Source organism: Mycobacterium sp. (assembly GCF_965229105.1).
In the GTDB taxonomy this organism is placed as follows: Bacteria; Actinomycetota; Actinomycetes; order Mycobacteriales; family Mycobacteriaceae; genus Mycobacterium.
In genome coordinates this window covers 2275547-2292421 of sequence record NZ_OZ245858.1, presented here as the reverse complement: position 1 = coordinate 2292421, position 16875 = coordinate 2275547, and the positions used below count along the sequence as shown (strand labels likewise).

Annotated in this window: 17 protein-coding genes; 8 read left to right on the top strand and 9 right to left on the bottom strand. The window is 65.3% G+C overall.

The features are described from left to right. Positions 1 to 3 precede the first annotated feature (3 nt). Both ADBZ9O_RS11030 and ADBZ9O_RS11025 read right to left on the bottom strand, forming a co-directional pair. Positions 4 to 543, bottom strand: a complete 540-nt coding sequence (locus tag ADBZ9O_RS11030; RefSeq protein WP_526531083.1) for a DUF3558 family protein — start codon at positions 541 to 543, stop codon at positions 4 to 6. An 8-nt stretch (positions 544 to 551) separates the two neighbouring features. Then, on the bottom strand, positions 552 to 1112 hold the full coding sequence (locus ADBZ9O_RS11025; protein WP_526531081.1) for a DUF3558 family protein: 561 nt from the start codon (positions 1110 to 1112) through the stop codon (positions 552 to 554). Between the two features lie 160 nt (positions 1113 to 1272). Here ADBZ9O_RS11025 and ADBZ9O_RS11020 point away from each other — a divergent pair, with 160 nt between their 5' ends. The 4 genes from ADBZ9O_RS11020 to ADBZ9O_RS11005 all read left to right on the top strand — a co-directional run bounded on the left by ADBZ9O_RS11020 (position 1273) and on the right by ADBZ9O_RS11005 (position 6426). Further along, positions 1273 to 3006: an ABC transporter ATP-binding protein gene (locus tag ADBZ9O_RS11020; RefSeq protein WP_526531079.1), complete on the top strand. Its 1734-nt coding sequence runs from the start codon at positions 1273 to 1275 to the stop codon at positions 3004 to 3006. After that, positions 3003 to 4904 carry an ABC transporter ATP-binding protein gene (locus ADBZ9O_RS11015; RefSeq protein ID WP_526531077.1) on the top strand — a complete coding sequence of 634 codons (1902 nt, stop codon included), beginning with the start codon at positions 3003 to 3005 and terminating at the stop codon, positions 4902 to 4904. The genes ADBZ9O_RS11020 and ADBZ9O_RS11015 overlap by 4 nt, the downstream gene beginning before the upstream one ends. Positions 4905 to 4990: 86 nt before the next feature. Beyond that, positions 4991 to 5425, top strand: a complete 435-nt coding sequence (locus tag ADBZ9O_RS11010; RefSeq protein WP_526528211.1) for a hypothetical protein — start codon at positions 4991 to 4993, stop codon at positions 5423 to 5425. A 35-nt stretch (positions 5426 to 5460) separates the two neighbouring features. Beyond that, positions 5461 to 6426, top strand: coding sequence for a DDE-type integrase/transposase/recombinase (locus ADBZ9O_RS11005; protein ID WP_526524875.1), 966 nt, complete (start codon positions 5461 to 5463; stop codon positions 6424 to 6426). A 36-nt stretch (positions 6427 to 6462) separates the two neighbouring features. On the opposite strand, the gene abmR is transcribed toward ADBZ9O_RS11005, so the two are convergent. Both abmR and ADBZ9O_RS10995 read right to left on the bottom strand, forming a co-directional pair. Then, positions 6463 to 7008, bottom strand: coding sequence for an ATP-binding transcription factor AbmR (gene abmR / locus ADBZ9O_RS11000; protein WP_526531075.1), 546 nt, complete (start codon positions 7006 to 7008; stop codon positions 6463 to 6465). A 77-nt stretch (positions 7009 to 7085) separates the two neighbouring features. Beyond that, positions 7086 to 7289, bottom strand: a complete 204-nt coding sequence (locus tag ADBZ9O_RS10995) for a hypothetical protein (RefSeq protein ID WP_526531073.1) — start codon at positions 7287 to 7289, stop codon at positions 7086 to 7088. 34 nt (positions 7290 to 7323) lie between these two features. Between ADBZ9O_RS10995 and ADBZ9O_RS10990 the strand changes: the two genes are divergently transcribed. Further along, positions 7324 to 8271 (top strand): AIM24 family protein, encoded by a 948-nt coding sequence (locus tag ADBZ9O_RS10990; RefSeq protein ID WP_526531071.1) that lies wholly within the window; start codon positions 7324 to 7326, stop codon positions 8269 to 8271. Then, positions 8271 to 9824: a class I adenylate-forming enzyme family protein gene (locus ADBZ9O_RS10985; RefSeq protein WP_526531069.1), complete on the top strand. Its 1554-nt coding sequence runs from the start codon at positions 8271 to 8273 to the stop codon at positions 9822 to 9824. Before ADBZ9O_RS10990 ends, ADBZ9O_RS10985 begins: the two co-directional genes overlap by 1 nt. Here ADBZ9O_RS10985 and ADBZ9O_RS10980 read toward each other — a convergent pair. From ADBZ9O_RS10980 to ADBZ9O_RS10965, 4 genes are read right to left on the bottom strand one after another with little or no spacing between them, the layout of a single operon-like run. Continuing rightward, positions 9821 to 10936, bottom strand: a complete 1116-nt coding sequence (locus ADBZ9O_RS10980) for an adenylate/guanylate cyclase domain-containing protein (protein ID WP_526531067.1) — start codon at positions 10934 to 10936, stop codon at positions 9821 to 9823. The two genes, ADBZ9O_RS10985 and ADBZ9O_RS10980, sit on opposite strands and share 4 nt — an antisense overlap. 9 nt (positions 10937 to 10945) lie before the next feature. Continuing rightward, positions 10946 to 12250: a GAF domain-containing protein gene (locus ADBZ9O_RS10975; RefSeq protein WP_526531065.1), complete on the bottom strand. Its 1305-nt coding sequence runs from the start codon at positions 12248 to 12250 to the stop codon at positions 10946 to 10948. A 58-nt stretch (positions 12251 to 12308) separates the two neighbouring features. After that, positions 12309 to 13094, bottom strand: coding sequence for an acetoin reductase (locus ADBZ9O_RS10970; RefSeq protein WP_526531063.1), 786 nt, complete (start codon positions 13092 to 13094; stop codon positions 12309 to 12311). Positions 13095 to 13106: 12 nt separating this feature from the next. Next, positions 13107 to 14153 carry a 2,3-butanediol dehydrogenase gene (locus tag ADBZ9O_RS10965; protein WP_526531061.1) on the bottom strand — a complete coding sequence of 349 codons (1047 nt, stop codon included), beginning with the start codon at positions 14151 to 14153 and terminating at the stop codon, positions 13107 to 13109. Between the two features lie 128 nt (positions 14154 to 14281). Between ADBZ9O_RS10965 and ADBZ9O_RS10960 the strand changes: the two genes are divergently transcribed. Together ADBZ9O_RS10960 and ADBZ9O_RS10955 are read left to right on the top strand one after the other, a co-directional pair. After that, complete coding sequence (locus tag ADBZ9O_RS10960) at positions 14282 to 16108, top strand: NAD(P)-binding domain-containing protein (protein WP_526531059.1); 1827 nt, start codon at positions 14282 to 14284, stop codon at positions 16106 to 16108. Next, positions 16108 to 16599, top strand: coding sequence for a DNA-deoxyinosine glycosylase (locus tag ADBZ9O_RS10955; RefSeq protein WP_526531057.1), 492 nt, complete (start codon positions 16108 to 16110; stop codon positions 16597 to 16599). The genes ADBZ9O_RS10960 and ADBZ9O_RS10955 overlap by 1 nt, the downstream gene beginning before the upstream one ends. Here the strand turns inward: ADBZ9O_RS10955 and ADBZ9O_RS10950 are convergent. After that, positions 16596 to 16871, bottom strand: coding sequence for a ribosomal protein L7/L12 (locus tag ADBZ9O_RS10950; protein ID WP_526531055.1), 276 nt, complete (start codon positions 16869 to 16871; stop codon positions 16596 to 16598). The genes ADBZ9O_RS10955 and ADBZ9O_RS10950 overlap by 4 nt on opposite strands. Positions 16872 to 16875: the final 4 nt, after the last annotated feature.

Below are 16875 nucleotides of genomic sequence, written 5' to 3'. Positions count from 1 at the left end.
CGGCTAGCTGTTCGTTGCGAGCGTCAGCTCCATCAGCTTGGTGGCCTGCCCGCACGCATCGATACCGGGCGCCTGCGGGTTGACCCACCAGCCGACCACGCCGGCCGCATCGCTGGCCACACCACAGGCACCATTGGGATCGGCGGTGCGCATGATGATCGAATCGACGCCGGCGATGCGCTTGTCTTCGATTTTGTAGTTCAACGCCTGGGCGACGGTGCGCTCGTTATCGAGGCTGCCCTGTTCGAACCAGAACCGGGTGATATCGACCAGCCCGGCCGGGTTGGCTGCCTGCCAACGGCACACCGCCCCCACGAACGTGCTCTGAATATCGGCCGGATCGGCGCCGACAGTCTTGGCCAGGATGTCCGTGGTCAGGACATCGCATTCCTTGAGCAGGTTCGGGTAGTTCTGCTGGGAGTCGTTGTTGCGCGGGCCGGCACCGGCCTTGACCGCCGTACCGTCCACCGATCGCGCGCAGCCCGTCACCAGGCTGAGCGCCGAGATGGCGACGGCCGCGCCGATGAGCAGATTTTGACGCACCGGCCGACTCATTTCGCATTCGCAATCGATTGACTGGCCAGTTCCTTGGCCACATCACACGGAGCGGGGTAGGGCTGGGCAGCGAAACTCACCGACCATTCGATGAAATCGTCCCCGAATTGGATGCCGATCTCGCACAGGTTGTCCCCGGCCATCGGATCGCTGCCGATGGCCACGAACCCGTCGTGGCCGTCGATGGTGATGTTGTCGACGCTGGTGCGCGACAACTCCTCGGTTTTGCGCTCACGCCCGATGGGGCTGCCCCGGAACCAGGTGAACGAGAAGTGCGGCCCGATGATGCCTCCGCCGGCCAGCCACTGGCAGCCGACGGAGTTCTTCGCGGTGTTGACCAGCCCGGCGACCTGAGTCAGCTGCCCGACCGTCTGATCGGTGATACCGCCGCACTCCGGAAAGATCGGGCCGTGCTTGGCACTGGGCGCAGGCCCAGGGCTGGACGGGCCCGGCTGGGGCTGGTTGGGGTTGTCGGTGGAGCAGCCGGCGAAGAGGGGTACCGCCGCCACGACTGCGACGGCCAGCGCCACTGGAAAGCGTTTCACAGGTTCGCGCACTCCTTATTCCCGATGCCGCTCACAAACTGCACTGTAGCGGCAGCGCTGACGAGGAACCACCGACACGCCTATTGACCAGGTCTTTTGTCGTGTCAGCTGCGAAGTTTATTGATGTTGGCCGGCACAAGCGCAGGCTAGGGCCGTATGCGACAGTAGCCAGATGCTCCTGGCACTGCTGCGACAGTACGTGCGGCCGTACCGGCGGTTGGTGGCGGTGGTGATGGTGCTCCAGCTGATCAGCACACTGGCGTCGCTGTATCTCCCGACCATCAACGCCGCCATCATCGACGACGGCGTCGCGCAAGGCGATACCGACCGGATCATCCACCTGGGCGCGACGATGCTCGCGGTGACCGCACTGCAGGTGGTGTGCGCGGTCGGTGCCGTCTACTTCGGGTCGCGGGCGGGCATGAGTTTCGGCCGTGACCTGCGCGCGTCGATGTTTCTCCACGTCACCACGTTCTCCGAGCACGAGACCGCCCGCTTCGGCGCGCCGTCGCTGCTCACCCGCACCACCAACGACGTCCAGCAGATCCAAGTGCTGGTGCAGATGACGTTCACCGTCTTGGTCACCGCCCCGATCATGTGTATCGGCGGGGTCATCATGGCGATCCATCAAGACGCCGGCCTGTCCTGGTTGCTGCTGGTCAGCGTGCCCGTGCTGGGGTTGGGGAACTACTGGATCATCCGGCACATGCTGCCGATCTTCCGCAGTATGCAGCGGCTGATCGACGGCATCAACCGGGTGATGCGCGAACAGCTTTCGGGTATCCGCGTCATCCGGGCCTTCGCTCGCGAACCCTTCGAACGGGAGCGCTTCGGCGTCGCCAACCAGGCATTGGCCGACACCGCCCTGGCTGCGGGGCGCTGGCAGGCGTTGATGCTGCCCGTGACCACCCTGACCATCAACCTCTCCAGCGTCGCGCTGATCTGGTTCGGCGGGCTGCGCATCGACGCCGGGCAGATGCAGGTCGGTTCGCTGATCGCGTTCCTCGCCTACTTCATGCAGATCCTGATGGCTGTGTTGATGTCGACCGTCTTCCTGGCGATGTTGCCGCGGGCATCGGTCTGTGCCGAGCGGATCACCGAGGTGTTATCGACGACGCCGGCGATCAGCAATCCGGTGCTCGCCAAAGAACCCGCCGGGGGCACCACGGGCGAAGTGCGGCTGGCTGGCGCGACTTTCAGCTATCCCGGGGCGGAACGGCCGGTGTTACAGGATATTTCGTTCACGGCCCGACCAGGCACCACCACCGCAGTGGTGGGCAGCACGGGGTCCGGTAAATCGACGTTGGTATCGCTGATCTGCCGACTCTACGATGTGAGTTCCGGCGCGATTTTCCTCGACGATATCGATGTCCGGGACTACCTGACCGAACGGTTGTGGTCCTCGGTGGGCCTGGTGCCGCAACGCGGATATCTCTTCTCCGGCACCATTGCCGACAATTTGCGGTACGGCAAGGCTGACGCGACCGATGACGAAATGTGGGAGGCGTTGCGGGTGGCATGCGCCGAGCGCTTCGTCGCTGCCCACGCCGACGGCCTGGCGATGCGCGTCGCGCAGGGCGGTATCAATTTCTCCGGGGGCCAGCGCCAACGACTGGCTATCGCGCGGGCTGTCATCCGTCGGCCGCAGATCTACCTTTTCGACGACGCATTCTCCGCACTCGACGTCCACACCGACGCGCTGGTACGAGCGCAACTGCGCGAGATCGCCGCCGCGTCCACCGTCATCATTGTCTCGCAGCGCATCTCGACCGTGGTGGCCGCCGATCAGGTCATCGTGATCGACGACGGCCGGGTGGTCGGGACCGGGACGCACGAGACCTTACTGCTCGACTGCCCGACGTACGCGCAGTTCGCGGACTCGCAATCGCTGGGTGCGGGGCGATGAGCGGACCGATGCGCGGTGCGCTGCGCATGCAGCAGGCGCCTGCCGAACGCTCCCGCGATTTCACCGCGACCGCGACCCGGCTCGTCAAAAGGCTGATCCCCCAGCGCGGGATGGCGAGCGCCGTCATCGTGCTCTCGGTCTTCGGTATTGCGATCGGGGTGATCGGGCCCCGGATCCTTGGGCATGCCACCGACCTGTTGTTCAACGGGGTGATCGGGCGCCAACTTCCCGCGGGCCTGACCAAAGAACAGGCGATCGCGGCGGCCAGGGCCCGTGGCGACAACACGTTCGCCGACCTGCTCTCGGGAATGAACGTCGTACCCGGCCAAGGGGTGGACTTTGCCGCGGTGGGTCGCACCCTGGCTCTCGCCCTTGCCCTGTATCTGGTTGCCGCCCTGCTGGTCTGGATGCAGGCCCGACTTCTCAACGTCACCGTGCAACGCACGATGGTGGCGCTGCGGTCCGACGTCGAAGACAAAGTCCACCGACTACCGTTGTCCCACTTCGACGCCCGGCAGCGCGGCGAACTACTCAGCCGCGTCACCAACGATATCGACAATATTCAGACGTCGGTGTCGGTCACCATCAGCCAGCTGCTGACGTCGATCCTGACCGTGCTCGCGGTATTGGTGATGATGCTGACCATCTCACCGCTGCTGACGTTGATCACGGTGGTGACGGTGCCGTTATCGCTGTGGGCGACCAGGGCGATCACCAAACGCTCCCAGAAGATGTTCGTTGCGCAGTGGCGCAACACCGGACGGCTCAACGCGCATATCGAGGAGACCTACAGCGGGTTCACCGTCGTCAAGACGTTCGGCCATCGCGCGGGCGCCCGCGAACAGTTCAGCGAATACAACGACGATGTCTTCCACGCCAGCTTCGGTGCGCAGTTTTTCTCCGGATTGGTCTCCCCCGCAACGAACTTCATCGGCAACCTGAGCTACGTCGCCGTCGCCGTCGTCGGTGGTCTGCAGGTGGCGACCGGACAGATCACGCTCGGCAGCATCCAGGCGTTCATCCAGTACGTGCGTCAGTTCAACCAGCCGCTGACCCAGGTCGCCGCGATGTACAACACCTTGCAATCCGGGGTCGCCAGCGCGGAGCGGGTGTTCGACTTCCTCGACGAGCCCGAGCAGTCGCCCGACCGGGACGCGGTGTTGCCCGCGGTCGGAGGTTCGGCACCGCGGGTGGAGTTCGAGCACGTCAACTTCAGCTACGTCGAGGGCACGCCGGTCATCGCGGATCTGTCGCTGGTGGCCCCACCCGGGAGCACCACCGCAATCGTCGGCCCGACCGGGGTCGGTAAAACCACGCTGGTCAATCTGTTGATGCGGTTCTATGACGTGGACTCCGGGCGGATCCTGATCGACGGCGTCGACACCGCGACGGTGTCCCGGCATTCGCTGCGGTCGCGGATCGGCATGGTGCTGCAGGACACCTGGCTGTTCGGCGGGACCATTCGCGAGAACATCGCCTACGGCAGGCCCGACGCAGAAGAGGCCGAGGTGGTCGAAGCGGCCAAGGCGGCGTACGTGGATAGGTTTGTGCACATGCTGCCCGACGGCTACGACACCCGGATCAGCGATGACGGCGGCAATATCAGCGCGGGCGAAAAGCAGTTGGTCACCATCGCGCGGGCCTTCCTGGCTCAGCCGCATCTGCTCATCCTCGACGAGGCGACGAGTTCGGTGGATACCAGGACCGAGCTACTGATTCAGCAGGCGATGGGTGAACTCCGGCGCGATCGGACGAGTTTCATCATCGCGCACCGCCTTTCGACGATCCGCGATGCCGATCTGATTCTGGTGATGGACGCCGGCCGGATCGTCGAGCAGGGCACCCACGACGAGCTGCTGGCCCGTCGGGGTGCCTACTGGTCGATGACGCAGGCCTAGTTGCGATTTGGGCGCGCAAAGCCGCGGTGACCCTCTTTGCCAGGCTGGTTGTGAGTCAGTTGCAGCCAGTGTGAAGAGGTTGGGTTATGTCGATCAGTCCGGGGTTCACCCCCACCGAGATTCGTGAGCTTGTCGTGGACTACCAGCTGTTGGGTCGTGGGCAGAAGGGGCCGTTCCTTGCTGCTGTGGGGGTGTCGAACCGCCAGTTCCGGCGGTGGCAGTCGGCGTTGTTCGACGGTGACCTCGACCGGGGACTGATTCCGCGAGAAGGTGGAGCCATGACAGTTCCCCCAGCGAAACGCAGGGCGTTGGCCAAGGCGGAGGCGGACAAGCACGATCGCGACGAGATCGAACTGGTCCGGCTGCAGGCACGGGTGCGCGAGCTCGAGGTGACCAACGAGGCGTTGGGAAAAGCTATCGGGCTCTTGCACGAGATGAACGTGCACGAGCCCGACGTGACCCCGACGATCCACGATCTCGGTGCTTCCTCGACGCCGAGAACGGACTCGTCGCCGAGCTGACCGCGGCGATCGGATCGCAGCGCCGGGCGCTGGCGATGATCGATCTGTCACGTTCGACGTGGCATTACCGATCGCATCCGCGCACCCCGGTGCCCGACCCGTTGCCGCACCGGGACCGGGCCTACCCGTCGCGTATCGGTGAGGCCGACCGCACCGCGATCCGCGACGAGATCATCGCCGGCTGGCTCGCGGGCACCTCGGTGGACCAGGCGTTCGCCTCGACCTGGGATGCCGGCACGATGCTGGCCTCGCGGCGGTCGTGGTGGCGCATCGCCGCAGCCATCACCGATCAAAGTGTGCGGCCGATCGCACCGACCCGGGCGACGAACCAGACGCCGCGGGTCGCGCCGGTGCTCAAAGCAACGGGACCGCAACAGATCTGGAGTTGGGACATCACCGATCTACGCACCCCGTGGCGCGGGGTGGCGTTCAAGGCGTACTCGGTCATCGACATCTACTCCCGCAAGATCGTGGGCTGGCGGGTCGAGGAACGCGAGTGCGACGACCTCGCCGTGGACATGTTCGAGACCGCGTTCACCGACCACGGACTGCCCACGGTGGTGCACGCCGATTCCGGACCCGCGATGCGCTCGACACTCCTCAAGGACCTGCTGGCCGATCAGGGCGTCGGCCAGACGCACAACCGGCCGCGGGTCAGCAATGACAATCCGTTCTCCGAATCGGAATTCCGCACGATGAAATACCGGCCCAACTACCCGGGCGTCTTCGACGACCTCGAAACCGCCCGGCAGTGGGTGGACGCCTATGTGTCCTGGTACAACCAGCATCACCGCCACACTGGCATCGCACTGTTCACTCCCGACGAGGTCCACAACGGCACCTGGACGCGGCACTGGAATTGCCGCGACCACGCCCTACAGGCCTACTACGACGCCCACCCAGAACGATTCCGCAACCGCCCATCCACAACACAGCCCAGCCCCATCGTCGGCATCAACCTCCCCGCCGAAAACAATCCCGACCGACTCCACGCAGCTTGACAACGCCCGTCAGCGCGGGTTTGCGCGCCCAAATCCCTAGAGCTGCGGGCCTTGCGTCTTCAGCTCGTCCACTTCTGACATCGCATTGCGCAGCTTGTCCAGCCATTCCTCGGCGTGCTCGCCGACGAGTTTGACCGACCAGGCCAGCGCCTCCGAACGCGACCGGGCCACTCCCGCGTCGACCAGAGTGTCGAGCACCTGGCGTTCGGGCTGTTTGAGCCGGGTCATCACCGGAACGGCGATATGGGTGAACAGGATCCGCTCTGTTCCTTTTTCGGACCCGACTTCCAGACCCCAGGAGACCTTGCGGCCGAACTTGTCCTGCGCCTCGTCGGCGATATGCATGCGCTCGGATCGGGTCTCCTCGCGGAAGCGCGAGACCCGCCCGGAGACCCTGGCTTCGGTCCCTTCGGTGGTCGGTTCGGGCAGTCGGCCGATGACGGTGATTTCTTCGCGGTCGATGACGACGATCGGGTCGCCGTCGAACCAGGCCTCCGGCAGTCGGCCGGCGAACCACTCGGCGGCATCGGAAGCGTCCGGTTGCTCTCGTTTTCCATGTCGATCATGGTGTTGGTGTCTCATGATTACATGATTACACCGTTACAACGCTGGTAGGGCGGCGTTCACCCCGGGCAGAACCATGACTGAGTAACGCGAGGTCAGCGCTTGAGCAGCAGTGCCGCGCCACCGCCGACGAGGATGACAACGAGCAGAATCGCCGCCCACCCGGACCCGGCCAGCCACCACACGGCACCGAGGGCGATCAGGGCCGGCGACGCAATGAACAGGGCCATCCCTGGATGCTGCTTGATGACGGCCAGTGCGCTCTGCGCCCGCTGGCGGTCGATTTCTTTCCCCGACATATCTCAAGGATGCTGCCTTCGAGCATGATGGGCAATGACCACCCACGGCAGAGGAGCCAACGTGACTGGAACTGGACCTGGTAGCTGGCAGCCCGATCCCGAAGGCCGCTACGAGTACCGCTGGTGGGATGGCCAGAGCTGGACTGATCAGGTGTCCCATCAGGGCAAGCTGGGCCGATCACCGCTCGGCGGCGCGCCGGTGGCAGAGAGCCCGGCGGCGGTGCAGACCCCGCAGGCGTCGACACCGGAGCCCTACATACCCCAGCAGAGCGCGGCACCGCGGCAGGCCGCCACGGTCGGCGACGGGTTCGCCGGGATCACCGGTGATCTGGTCGACGGTCGGTTCAGCGAAAAAGAAGCCAAGCCGATCGCCAACCAGAACGCGAAGTTACTGCGGGTGCGCCTCGGCGAACCGTTCATGGCACGGCAGGGCTCGATGGTTGCCTACCAGGGCAATGTGGACTTCTCCTTCGAGGGCGGCGGCGCGGGCAAGTTCCTCAAGAAGGCACTGACCGGTGAGGGGTTGCCGCTGATGCGCTGCCAAGGGCAAGGCGACGTGTTCCTCGCCGAACAGGCCCATGACGTGCACTTGTTGAACCTGACCAACACGGGCCTGTCGATCAGCGGGAAGAACGTGCTGGCGTTCTCGTCGAGCCTGGACTGGAACATCGAGCGGGTCAAGGGCGGCAGCATGGCCACCGGCGGGCTGTTCAACACCACCCTTCGCGGGAGCGGCTGGGTGGCGCTGACCACCGATGGACCGCCGGTGGTGCTCAACGCCGCCGAAGCGCCCACCTTCGCCGATACCAACGCCGTGGTGGCCTGGTCGGCGAACCTGCAGACGCAGCTGAAGACCAGTTTCAAGGCCGGCGCACTGATCGGTCGTGGGTCGGGCGAAGCACTCCAAGTCTCCTTCTACGGAGACGGTTTCGTCATCGTGCAACCTTCTGAGGGTATTCAGTACCCAACGCATCACGCGTGATGTGGGGCCCGTCCGTCAAGCGGGGCTCCTACGCGGGCCACGATGGCCTGCTCTACACCGAGGGGCCGTCGACGTTCGACGACCTCCTCGCGGTCACCACCGGATGGACTGACCGGACGTTCCTCGTGCACGGCGAGCGCCGCATCAGCTTCGCCGAATTCCGGGCCGCAGCCCAGGCGGCCAGGGCGCACCTGCAGGGTCTCGGAATCGGTGTCGGTGATCGGGTGATGGTGTTCGGCTACAACAGTCCCGAATGGGTCGTCGCGTTGTGGGCACTGTGGTTGGCCGGAGCGGTCCCCGTCCTGGCCAACCGGTGGTGGAGCCCGGCCGAGATCGAGCACGCCGTCAGACTTCTCGCGCCTCGACACGTCCTCACCGATACGGTTGTGCCCGTTGACATCCCGTGCAGTGCACTGGCCGATCTGCGCTTGGCGTTCGAATCCGGTCCCGACACACTATCGCCCGCCCCTACCAGCGGTGTCGACGAACCGGCCCTGATCCTGTTCACCTCCGGTAGTTCCGGTATGCCGAAAGCCGTTGAACTGTCGCGCCGCTCGGTGTTGTACAACCAGCACAACATCCTGCAACGCACCGGTCGCCTACCACCCGCTCTCGGCCCCGACGCCAGGCAGGTGATCAGCCTGGCGACCACGCCGATGTTCCATATCGGTGGACTCTCAAGCCTGCTGACACATTTCCTCACCGGTGGGAAGATCGTGATCAGCGAAGGCCGCTTCGACCCGGTGCAGATCATGGGGTTGATCGAGCGTGAAGGCATCCAGATCTGGGGTGCGGTGCCCACCATGGCGATTCGTATCCTCGAGCACCCCGACTTCGAGAAGTTCGACTTGTCGAGCCTGAAATCCTGGCCGCTGGGCGGAGCGCCCGTCACCCCGGCCCTGCTCGACCGGATCAGGACGAAGCTGCCACGCCTGCGGGACCGCGGACTGAGCAACACCTGGGGCATGACCGAGGCGGGCGGTTTCCTGACTGTCGCCGATGCCAGCGACCTGAGCCTGCACCCTGGCACCGTGGGCCGCCCGTACCCCGTCGTCGAAATCCGCATCGCCGCAACCGATAGCGACGGTATCGGCGAGGTGCTGGCCCGCTCCCCCACCGTGATGAACGGTTACGTAGGCGCCCTCGGCGATGACACCGTCGATGCCGAGGGGTGGCTGCACACCGGCGATCTCGGCCACCTCTCCGAGGACGGTTGCCTGTTCATCGACGGGCGCAGTAAGGATGTCGTCATCCGCGGCGGCGAGAACATCGCCTGCCCACACGTCGAGGCCGCGATCGCATCGCATCCTCGTGTCGTCGAAGTCGCCGCGTTGGGGCTTGCTCACGCCGATCTCGGCGAGGAGTTGGCCGCGGTGGTCGTGCATCAGGCCGAGGCGCAACCACCGACGGTGGCCGAGCTGACCGAGCACTGCAGCGGTGTGCTGTCGTATTTCGCCATCCCCACTCGCTGGGAGATCCGCGCCGAGGCGCTCCCGACGTTGGCCGGCGAGAAGGTCGACAAACGGACGCTGGCAAGCGAATTCCGCGATTAACCGGCTCTGCGGGCCCGGAACAGTTTGACTTCCCCACCGATGCCCTTGAGCTTGCGGGCGCCGGCGAATGACCACGCGATACCGTCGGCGTCGCCGATGGCGTTGCGTGCCGACTCCGCCACCAGTACCGACCCTGGCCGGGCGGCCCCGGTTACCCGACTTGCCAGGTTGACCGGACTGCCGAACCAGTCGCCGGCCCGGCTGACCGCCTCCCCGAAGGCGATACCGACCCGCAGCATCGGGACGGCCTCGTCCGCGTCGGCAGCTGCCGCCAGGGCCAGCATGGCTTCCAGGAGCGCCGTCGGATTCGGGCACACCAGCATGACGGCATCGCCGATGGTCTTGATGAACCGCACCGGTGGCACCGCGACGTCACGGGCGATTTCCGCCAGCCGTCGCGAAAGCCTTTCCAGCTCTTCGGGTTCGACAGCTTCCCCGAGTCGGGTGAAATCGACGAGATCGGCGAACGCGACAGCGATCTGACGCGCACCGGGCAGCGGCGCTCCCGCCGCACGTTCGGATGCACTGACGGCTTCGGTGTCCATCGCGTGGCGAAGCTGGAGCATCAGCATGTCCTGAATCATCGGTCCCAGCAGCGGGGCGACCTGACTGACCAACGCCTCTGAGCCCTCGGCGATCTCGACTTCCGTTGCCCCAGGGCGTAATACCGCAGCCAACGCGGTGGAGCGCATCACCTCGGCGGCATGCGACAGCCCTTCGGCGAGTACCCGGGTGACCTGCACGAGTTGCTCGGGGTCCATCCCGAGATCGATGAACTTCTGGATATAGGTGGCGGCCTCGCCGTCGGCCCGCAGGTGCACGGCGGCATCGGGGTCGTCGACCCTTGGCAGTCCGGCAGCGCGCAGCACCCGCGCGGTCAACTCCAGATCCATCCCCGTCTTCTCGCTGAGCTCCCGGGTGGACACATAGGCGCCGTCGTCACCGATGACCCGCCGCGATGCCATCAGCATCGGCGCGAATGCGTTGCGGATCTGCTCGACGGTAATCCCGCGTTCAAGCAGCCATGGGATCAGTTCCGCTCGTTCGGCACGAGCGTCACCTTCGAGTCCGTCGAGAAGCCCTGACTTCTCTACATCGAAATCGGCGGTCACCGAGTCAAGCTACCGCGGATCCGACGCCACGTTGCGGGCGGCACGGACAGCCGGCGCGATCGACGACGGCAGCAGCGCGCTCATCTCGCGGGGATAACACACAGCCACGGCCGCGGCCTCAGGGAACCGGTATGGCCGGCCTTGCACGAGTCCGGCGAACTGCTTTCGCAGCCGCGACATCTCGGCACGGACTGTCACCACCCGCGAGCGATCGCCGTAAAGGTCGTCGGCCAGCTCCGGCGCGGAGCGACCCTCGGGAAACAAGGCCAGGATCAGCAGGATCTCGGCGTGGCGCAAGGTAATAGCGTGGCGCCAGCAGCCGAACTGCCCGACCATCTCCAGCGCCGGTCCGCTGGGGTGCCGCAGATCGAGCGTCACCTGCGATATCGCGGCCGTGTCGGTCTCATCGGCAAGCCGGACCAGCCAGCCGCCGGGGAGCAGTTCCACCTCGCACATCCCCAGCGGCGGGATCCACGCCCGGCCGGGGGCGATCTGTTCCGGCAGCAGGATGCGATTGTGCAGCGGCAACGAATCGACTGCGGCCACCCAGCCGTCCTGGTCGACAGCCAACGCCGGTTTTCCGATCCGTGCCAGGATGGGCGCGGCCACCATGCGGAGCCGGTTCAGGACGCGATCGTGCTGTTCACGAAGATGGGATTCGGCCAGCCGGGCCACTACGTCGACCAGGGCGACCGTGGTCGGGTGCACGGTCGCTGCCGGTCCAGAGACATCGACGACGCCGATGACCTGCCCGGTGCGCGGGTCCTTGATGGGAGCGCCCGCGCAGGTCCAGGAATGGTGGCTGCGCATGAAATGTTCCGCGGAGAACACCTGAACGGCTCGGTTGGAAACCAGCGCGGTACCGATGGCGTTGGTCCCAACCGCGCCCTCACCCCAGTTGGCACCTTCGATGAAGCCGAGCCGGTCTGCGTTGGCCAGCACCGTCGGCGATCCGGAGCGCCATAGCACCCGGCCCCGGGCATCGGCCACCACCAGGATGTTATCGCCTTCGGCGACAAGGGATTCCAGTCCGCGGGAGACATCGTCGAGCACCGACATCAAACCCGACGAGCGCCGGAGCATATCGATCGAGCCGGCCTCGACGACCGGCGCGCGCAGACCGTCGGGGTCGACGCCCTTGGCCATCATGCGTTGCCAGGAGTCGCCGATCACCGAACGGGGCCGCGCCGGGGCGCGGTCACCGGCCATGGTGGCGTCGTAGACAGCCGACATCAACCGCGCATAGCTACGCGGGTCCTCGCCGACAGCCACCGACGGCTCGGGTGCGGACAGGCTTGCGGACATGCTGGGCATCACTGTCGATTGTGCTCCCCGTCACAGGGCGGCGCTACTGTCCGATCGGTCAGCGCCGTCAGCGGTACACCAGCCCGCCGTCGATCAGACCGGCCTGGCCGGTCATGTAATCGGCATCCGGCCCAGCCAGGTAGGACACGAAACCGGCGACGTCATCGGGCGTCTCCGCACGACCGAGCGCGATACCACCGACGAACTTGTCGTAGGTTTCGCCTTCTGCGGCGCCGGTGAGTTCGGCGAACCGCTTGTCGATCTCCACCCACATATCGGTACCGACCACGCCGGGGCAGTACGCGTTGACGGTGATTCCGTCGGCGGCATGCTCCTTGGCCGCGGCCTGGGTCAACGCCCGCACCGAGAATTTCGTGGCGCTGTACACACCGAGCATGGCGAACCCGTCGTGACCGGCGATGGACGAGGCATTAATGATTTTGCCCGGCCGCCCGAGTTCTTTCAGCTTCGCGACGGCAGCCTGAATACCCCACAGCACGCCGTCGACGTTGATCGACCAGATCTTCGCGATCTCCGCCGGTGTCACATCGGCGATGGGGCCCACCAATGCGATACCCGCGTTGTTGACCATGATGTCAAAGCCGCCCAGCGCCGACGCCGCATGGTCGACGGCGGCGAAGACTTGCGCACGGTCACCGACATCGGCTACGAAAGTGGTAGTTTTCGAACCGATTTCGGCGATCTCGGCGGCTACGGAGTCGATCCCGTCTGGCCGCACATCGACCAGGGCGATATCGGCACCGTCACGGGCCAACCGCAGCGCGATACCGCGGCCGATCCCCCGCCCGCCTCCGGTGACGAGCGCGACTTTTCCGGTGAGTGATCCTGTCATGATTGCTTCCTTCTAGATCGTGGGGTCGACGAGGACTTTCATCTTGGCGCCGGCATGCAGCGCCTCGAAGCCTTCGTCGATGACGTCGTCGATGGCGATCGATTCCACCCAGCCGGTGGTGTCGTAGGCATCCTTGGCCATCAGCGCGATGACTGCCTGGAAGTCAGCCGAGGTGTAACAGAGTGAACCCTGGATGCGGGATTCGTTCATCACCAGATTGAGAAGCGGAGTGGTCAGCGGCTTTTCGTAAATGGCCACACTGACCATCGGACGCCGCGCGCCCACGCAGGCCAGCGCCGTCTCCACAGCCGGAGTGACCCCGGCCGCGTCGAACACGGCGTCGGCCTTGCGTCCTGCGGTGTGGTCGGCGATGAACGCAGGCACATCCAGCGCGAGCGGGTCCAGGGTGCGCGCCCCGAGCGCCTCGATCGAGGCTCGCCGGGTGGCCGATGGCTCGACGACGAAGGCATCCTCAATACCCTTACCGCGCAGGGCAAACCACAGTCCGATGCCGATCGGACCGGCCCCGAAGACCATCGCGGTGTCGCCAGGTTTGGTGTCGCCGAGGGTGGCCGCGTGATAGGCCACCGACATCGGCTCAACCAGGGCCCCGAGTTTCATCGAGACGTTATCGGGCAGTTTGTGCAACATGCTCGTCGGGACGACGGTGTACTCGGCCATCCCGCCGTCGGACATCAGACCGTGAAAGCCGATCTGCGCGCAGATGTTGTAATTACCGGCCTGACACGCTGGACAGTGCCCGCATTTGTAGATCGGTTCGATGGCGACCCGATCCCCTTCGGCCCAGCCGGTCACGCCAGAGCCGATATCGGTGATGACGCCGGAGAACTCGTGGCCCATCACCAGCGGGATCTGCGCATGCGTCAGTGGGTGCGGTTCGGTGGGGAAGAAGATCGGTCCCGCGTAGTACTCGTGCAGGTCGGTGCCGCAGATTCCGTTGAATGCGACCTTGACCTTCACCGTGCCCGGCCCCGGCGAGGGTTCGGGCACGTCGGCGACTTCGAGCTTGTTCGGTCCGTAGTACACAGCTGCTCTCATGGGGCATGTCTATGTGACCGCGACCACAACCGAAAGAGTTGCAGGGGGTTGCGCCCTCGGTGCACGTTGCCGCTGCAACCGGGTGCAACTCTTGCGCCGAGAGGCTATCAGGGTGTGACCTGGGGCACATGACACAAACCTTGGAACCCACCGCCGAGTCCACGGCGGCCGTCTCACCGCAGGAACGGATGGACACCTGGCTGGCCGATTTCGAGGCCGCGCTTGCCGCCCGCGATATCGATCGCGTCGTCGCGAAGTTCGCTACCGATAGCTTCTGGCGCGACCTCGTCTCCTTCACCTGGAACATCAAGACCGTCGAGGGCCGCGAAGGCGTTGCCGACATGCTGGAGAGCCGGCTGGCGGACACCGACCCCTCGGGGTTCCGGACCAGGGAACCTGCCACCGAAGATGGCGGTGTCACCTCGGCGTTCATCGAGTTCGAAACGGCCACCGGACGCGGTACCGGCCATCTCCGTCTCAAAGACGATCAGTGCTGGACCCTGCTGACCGCCATGCAGGAACTCAAGGGCCACGAGGAGCGCAAGGGTGCGACCCGGGTGATGGGCGCGGTGCACGGCAGCGACCCCGACCCGCGGTCGTGGGCGGAGAAGAAGGCCGCCGAAGACGCCGCTCTGGGGTACACGACTCAGCCGTACGCACTGGTCATCGGAGGCGGACAGGGCGGCATCGCCCTGGGCGCCCGGCTGCGCCAACTCGGGGTGCCCGCGATCGTCGTCGACCGCTACGAGCGGCCCGGTGACCAATGGCGCAAGCGGTACAAGTCGCTGTGCCTGCATGACCCGGTCTGGTACGACCACCTGCCGTATCTGCCGTTCCCGCAGAACTGGCCGGTGTTCGCGCCGAAGGACAAGATCGGCGACTGGCTGGAGTTCTACACCCGGGTGATGGAGGTGCCGTACTGGTCGAAGACGACGTGCCTGTCCGCTGTGTTTGACGCGGAGGCCAAGCAGTGGACGGTCGAACTCGACCGCGACGGTGAGCGACTGACGCTGCATCCGACGCAGCTGGTACTAGCCACCGGCATGTCCGGAAAGCCCAGTGTGCCAACCTTGCCCGGCCAGGACATCTTCCGCGGTGATCAGCACCATTCCAGCGCACATCCGGGCCCCGATCAGTACACGGGCAAGCGTGCGGTGGTGATCGGCTCGAACAACTCCGCCCACGATATCTGTAAGGCGCTGTACGAGAATGGCGTTGACGTGACGATGGTGCAGCGCTCGTCGACGCATATCGTCAAATCAGATTCGTTGATGGATCTGGGGTTGGGCGATCTGTATTCGGAGCGCGCAGTGGCTGCGGGGATGACGACGGAAAAGGCAGACCTGACGTTCGCCTCACTGCCGTACCGGATCATGCACGAATTCCAGATCCCGATTTACGACGCGATCCGCGAACGCGATAAGGAGTACTACGCGCGGTTGGAAGCGGCCGGCTTCGAATTGGATTGGGGCGACGATAATTCGGGGCTGTTCATGAAGTACCTGCGCCGCGGGTCGGGCTACTACATCGACGTCGGTGCCTGCGATCTGGTGGCCGACGGCAAAATCAAGTTGGCCCACGGTCAGGTCTCGCAGCTCACCGAGGATTCGGTGGTACTGGCCGACGGCACCGTACTGCCTGCTGATGTGGTGGTCTACGCGACCGGATACGGCTCGATGAACGGCTGGGCCGCCGACCTGATGGGTCAGGAGATCGCCGATAAGGTCGGCAAGGTGTGGGGCCTGGGCTCCGATACGGCCAAGGATCCCGGCCCGTGGGAAGGCGAGCAGCGCAATATGTGGAAGCCCACCCAGCAGGAGAATCTGTGGTTCCACGGTGGCAACCTGCACCAGTCGCGGCACTATTCGCTGTATCTGGCGCTGCAGCTCAAGGCACGACATGAGGGCATCCCGACACCGGTGTACGGCCAACAAGAGGTGCATCATGTGAGTTGATGACGCGCTCACCGCAGCTGACGGGGCTGCCACCGATCGTCGGTGGCAGCCCTTCGGTGTTGATCCTTGGCAATATGCCCAGCGTGCTGTCGCTGGCCGGACAGCAGTACTACGGCAATCCGCGTAACGCGTTCTGGCGGATTGCCGGTGAGCTGTTCGACTTCTCCCCCGATGCGCCATACGGCGAGCGGGTGTCGGCGTTGATCGCGCACGGTGTCGCAGTGTGGGACGTGCTCGCCTCCTGCCGTCGAGTGGGCAGCCTGGATTCGGCGGTGGAACCAGACAGTATGGTGGCCAACGCTTTTGCCGGGCTGTTTGAGCGCTGGCCTGGTATCGAGCGGGTGTATTTCAACGGCGCGGCGGCGGAGACCAATTACCGCCGGCTGGTTGGCGATGTCGGCCCCGTGAGGTACCGATTGCCGTCGACCAGCCCTGCGCACACCATGTCATTCGCAGCCAAGCTGGCAGCGTGGCAGGAGATCGGCACTTAGAGCCGGTCGACGATCTCTTTCGCCTCCCGCAGACCCAGGCCGGTCTGATCGCGCAACAGCTTGATCGCCTGGATCTTTTCGCCCCGCAACGCGAGCTGCGCCACGTCGGCGCTGACGCCTGACTCATTGTGTGTCGCCACCGGCGCCCCGGACTGACCCGCACTACGGGCGGCCCATTCCAGTGCCGCTACGCGACGCTCCAACTCCTCGACACGACGGCGCAGGCCGCCGTCATCGCCGCTATTGCTATCCGAACTTCCGAAGATCCCCACGTGG

Bases quoted from the DNA above. Each gene is read 5' to 3' on its own strand.
- ADBZ9O_RS11015 (WP_526531077.1), top strand. From the start codon at position 3,003: ATGAGCGGACCGATGCGCGGTGCGCTGCGCATGCAGCAGGCGCCTGCC.
- ADBZ9O_RS10990 (WP_526531071.1), top strand. From the start codon at position 7,324: ATGACCACCCACGGCAGAGGAGCCAACGTGACTGGAACTGGACCTGGT.
- ADBZ9O_RS10985 (WP_526531069.1), top strand. From the start codon at position 8,271: ATGTGGGGCCCGTCCGTCAAGCGGGGCTCCTACGCGGGCCACGATGGC.
- ADBZ9O_RS11005 (WP_526524875.1), top strand. From the start codon at position 5,461: ATGATCGATCTGTCACGTTCGACGTGGCATTACCGATCGCATCCGCGC.
- ADBZ9O_RS10970 (WP_526531063.1), bottom strand. From the start codon at position 13,094: ATGACAGGATCACTCACCGGAAAAGTCGCGCTCGTCACCGGAGGCGGG.
- ADBZ9O_RS11010 (WP_526528211.1), top strand. From the start codon at position 4,991: ATGTCGATCAGTCCGGGGTTCACCCCCACCGAGATTCGTGAGCTTGTC.
- ADBZ9O_RS10965 (WP_526531061.1), bottom strand. From the start codon at position 14,153: ATGAGAGCAGCTGTGTACTACGGACCGAACAAGCTCGAAGTCGCCGAC.
- ADBZ9O_RS10955 (WP_526531057.1), top strand. From the start codon at position 16,108: ATGACGCGCTCACCGCAGCTGACGGGGCTGCCACCGATCGTCGGTGGC.
- ADBZ9O_RS10975 (WP_526531065.1), bottom strand. From the start codon at position 12,250: ATGCCCAGCATGTCCGCAAGCCTGTCCGCACCCGAGCCGTCGGTGGCT.
- abmR (WP_526531075.1), bottom strand. From the start codon at position 7,008: ATGAGACACCAACACCATGATCGACATGGAAAACGAGAGCAACCGGAC.
- ADBZ9O_RS10960 (WP_526531059.1), top strand. From the start codon at position 14,282: ATGACACAAACCTTGGAACCCACCGCCGAGTCCACGGCGGCCGTCTCA.
- ADBZ9O_RS10995 (WP_526531073.1), bottom strand. From the start codon at position 7,289: ATGTCGGGGAAAGAAATCGACCGCCAGCGGGCGCAGAGCGCACTGGCC.
- ADBZ9O_RS11020 (WP_526531079.1), top strand. From the start codon at position 1,273: ATGCTCCTGGCACTGCTGCGACAGTACGTGCGGCCGTACCGGCGGTTG.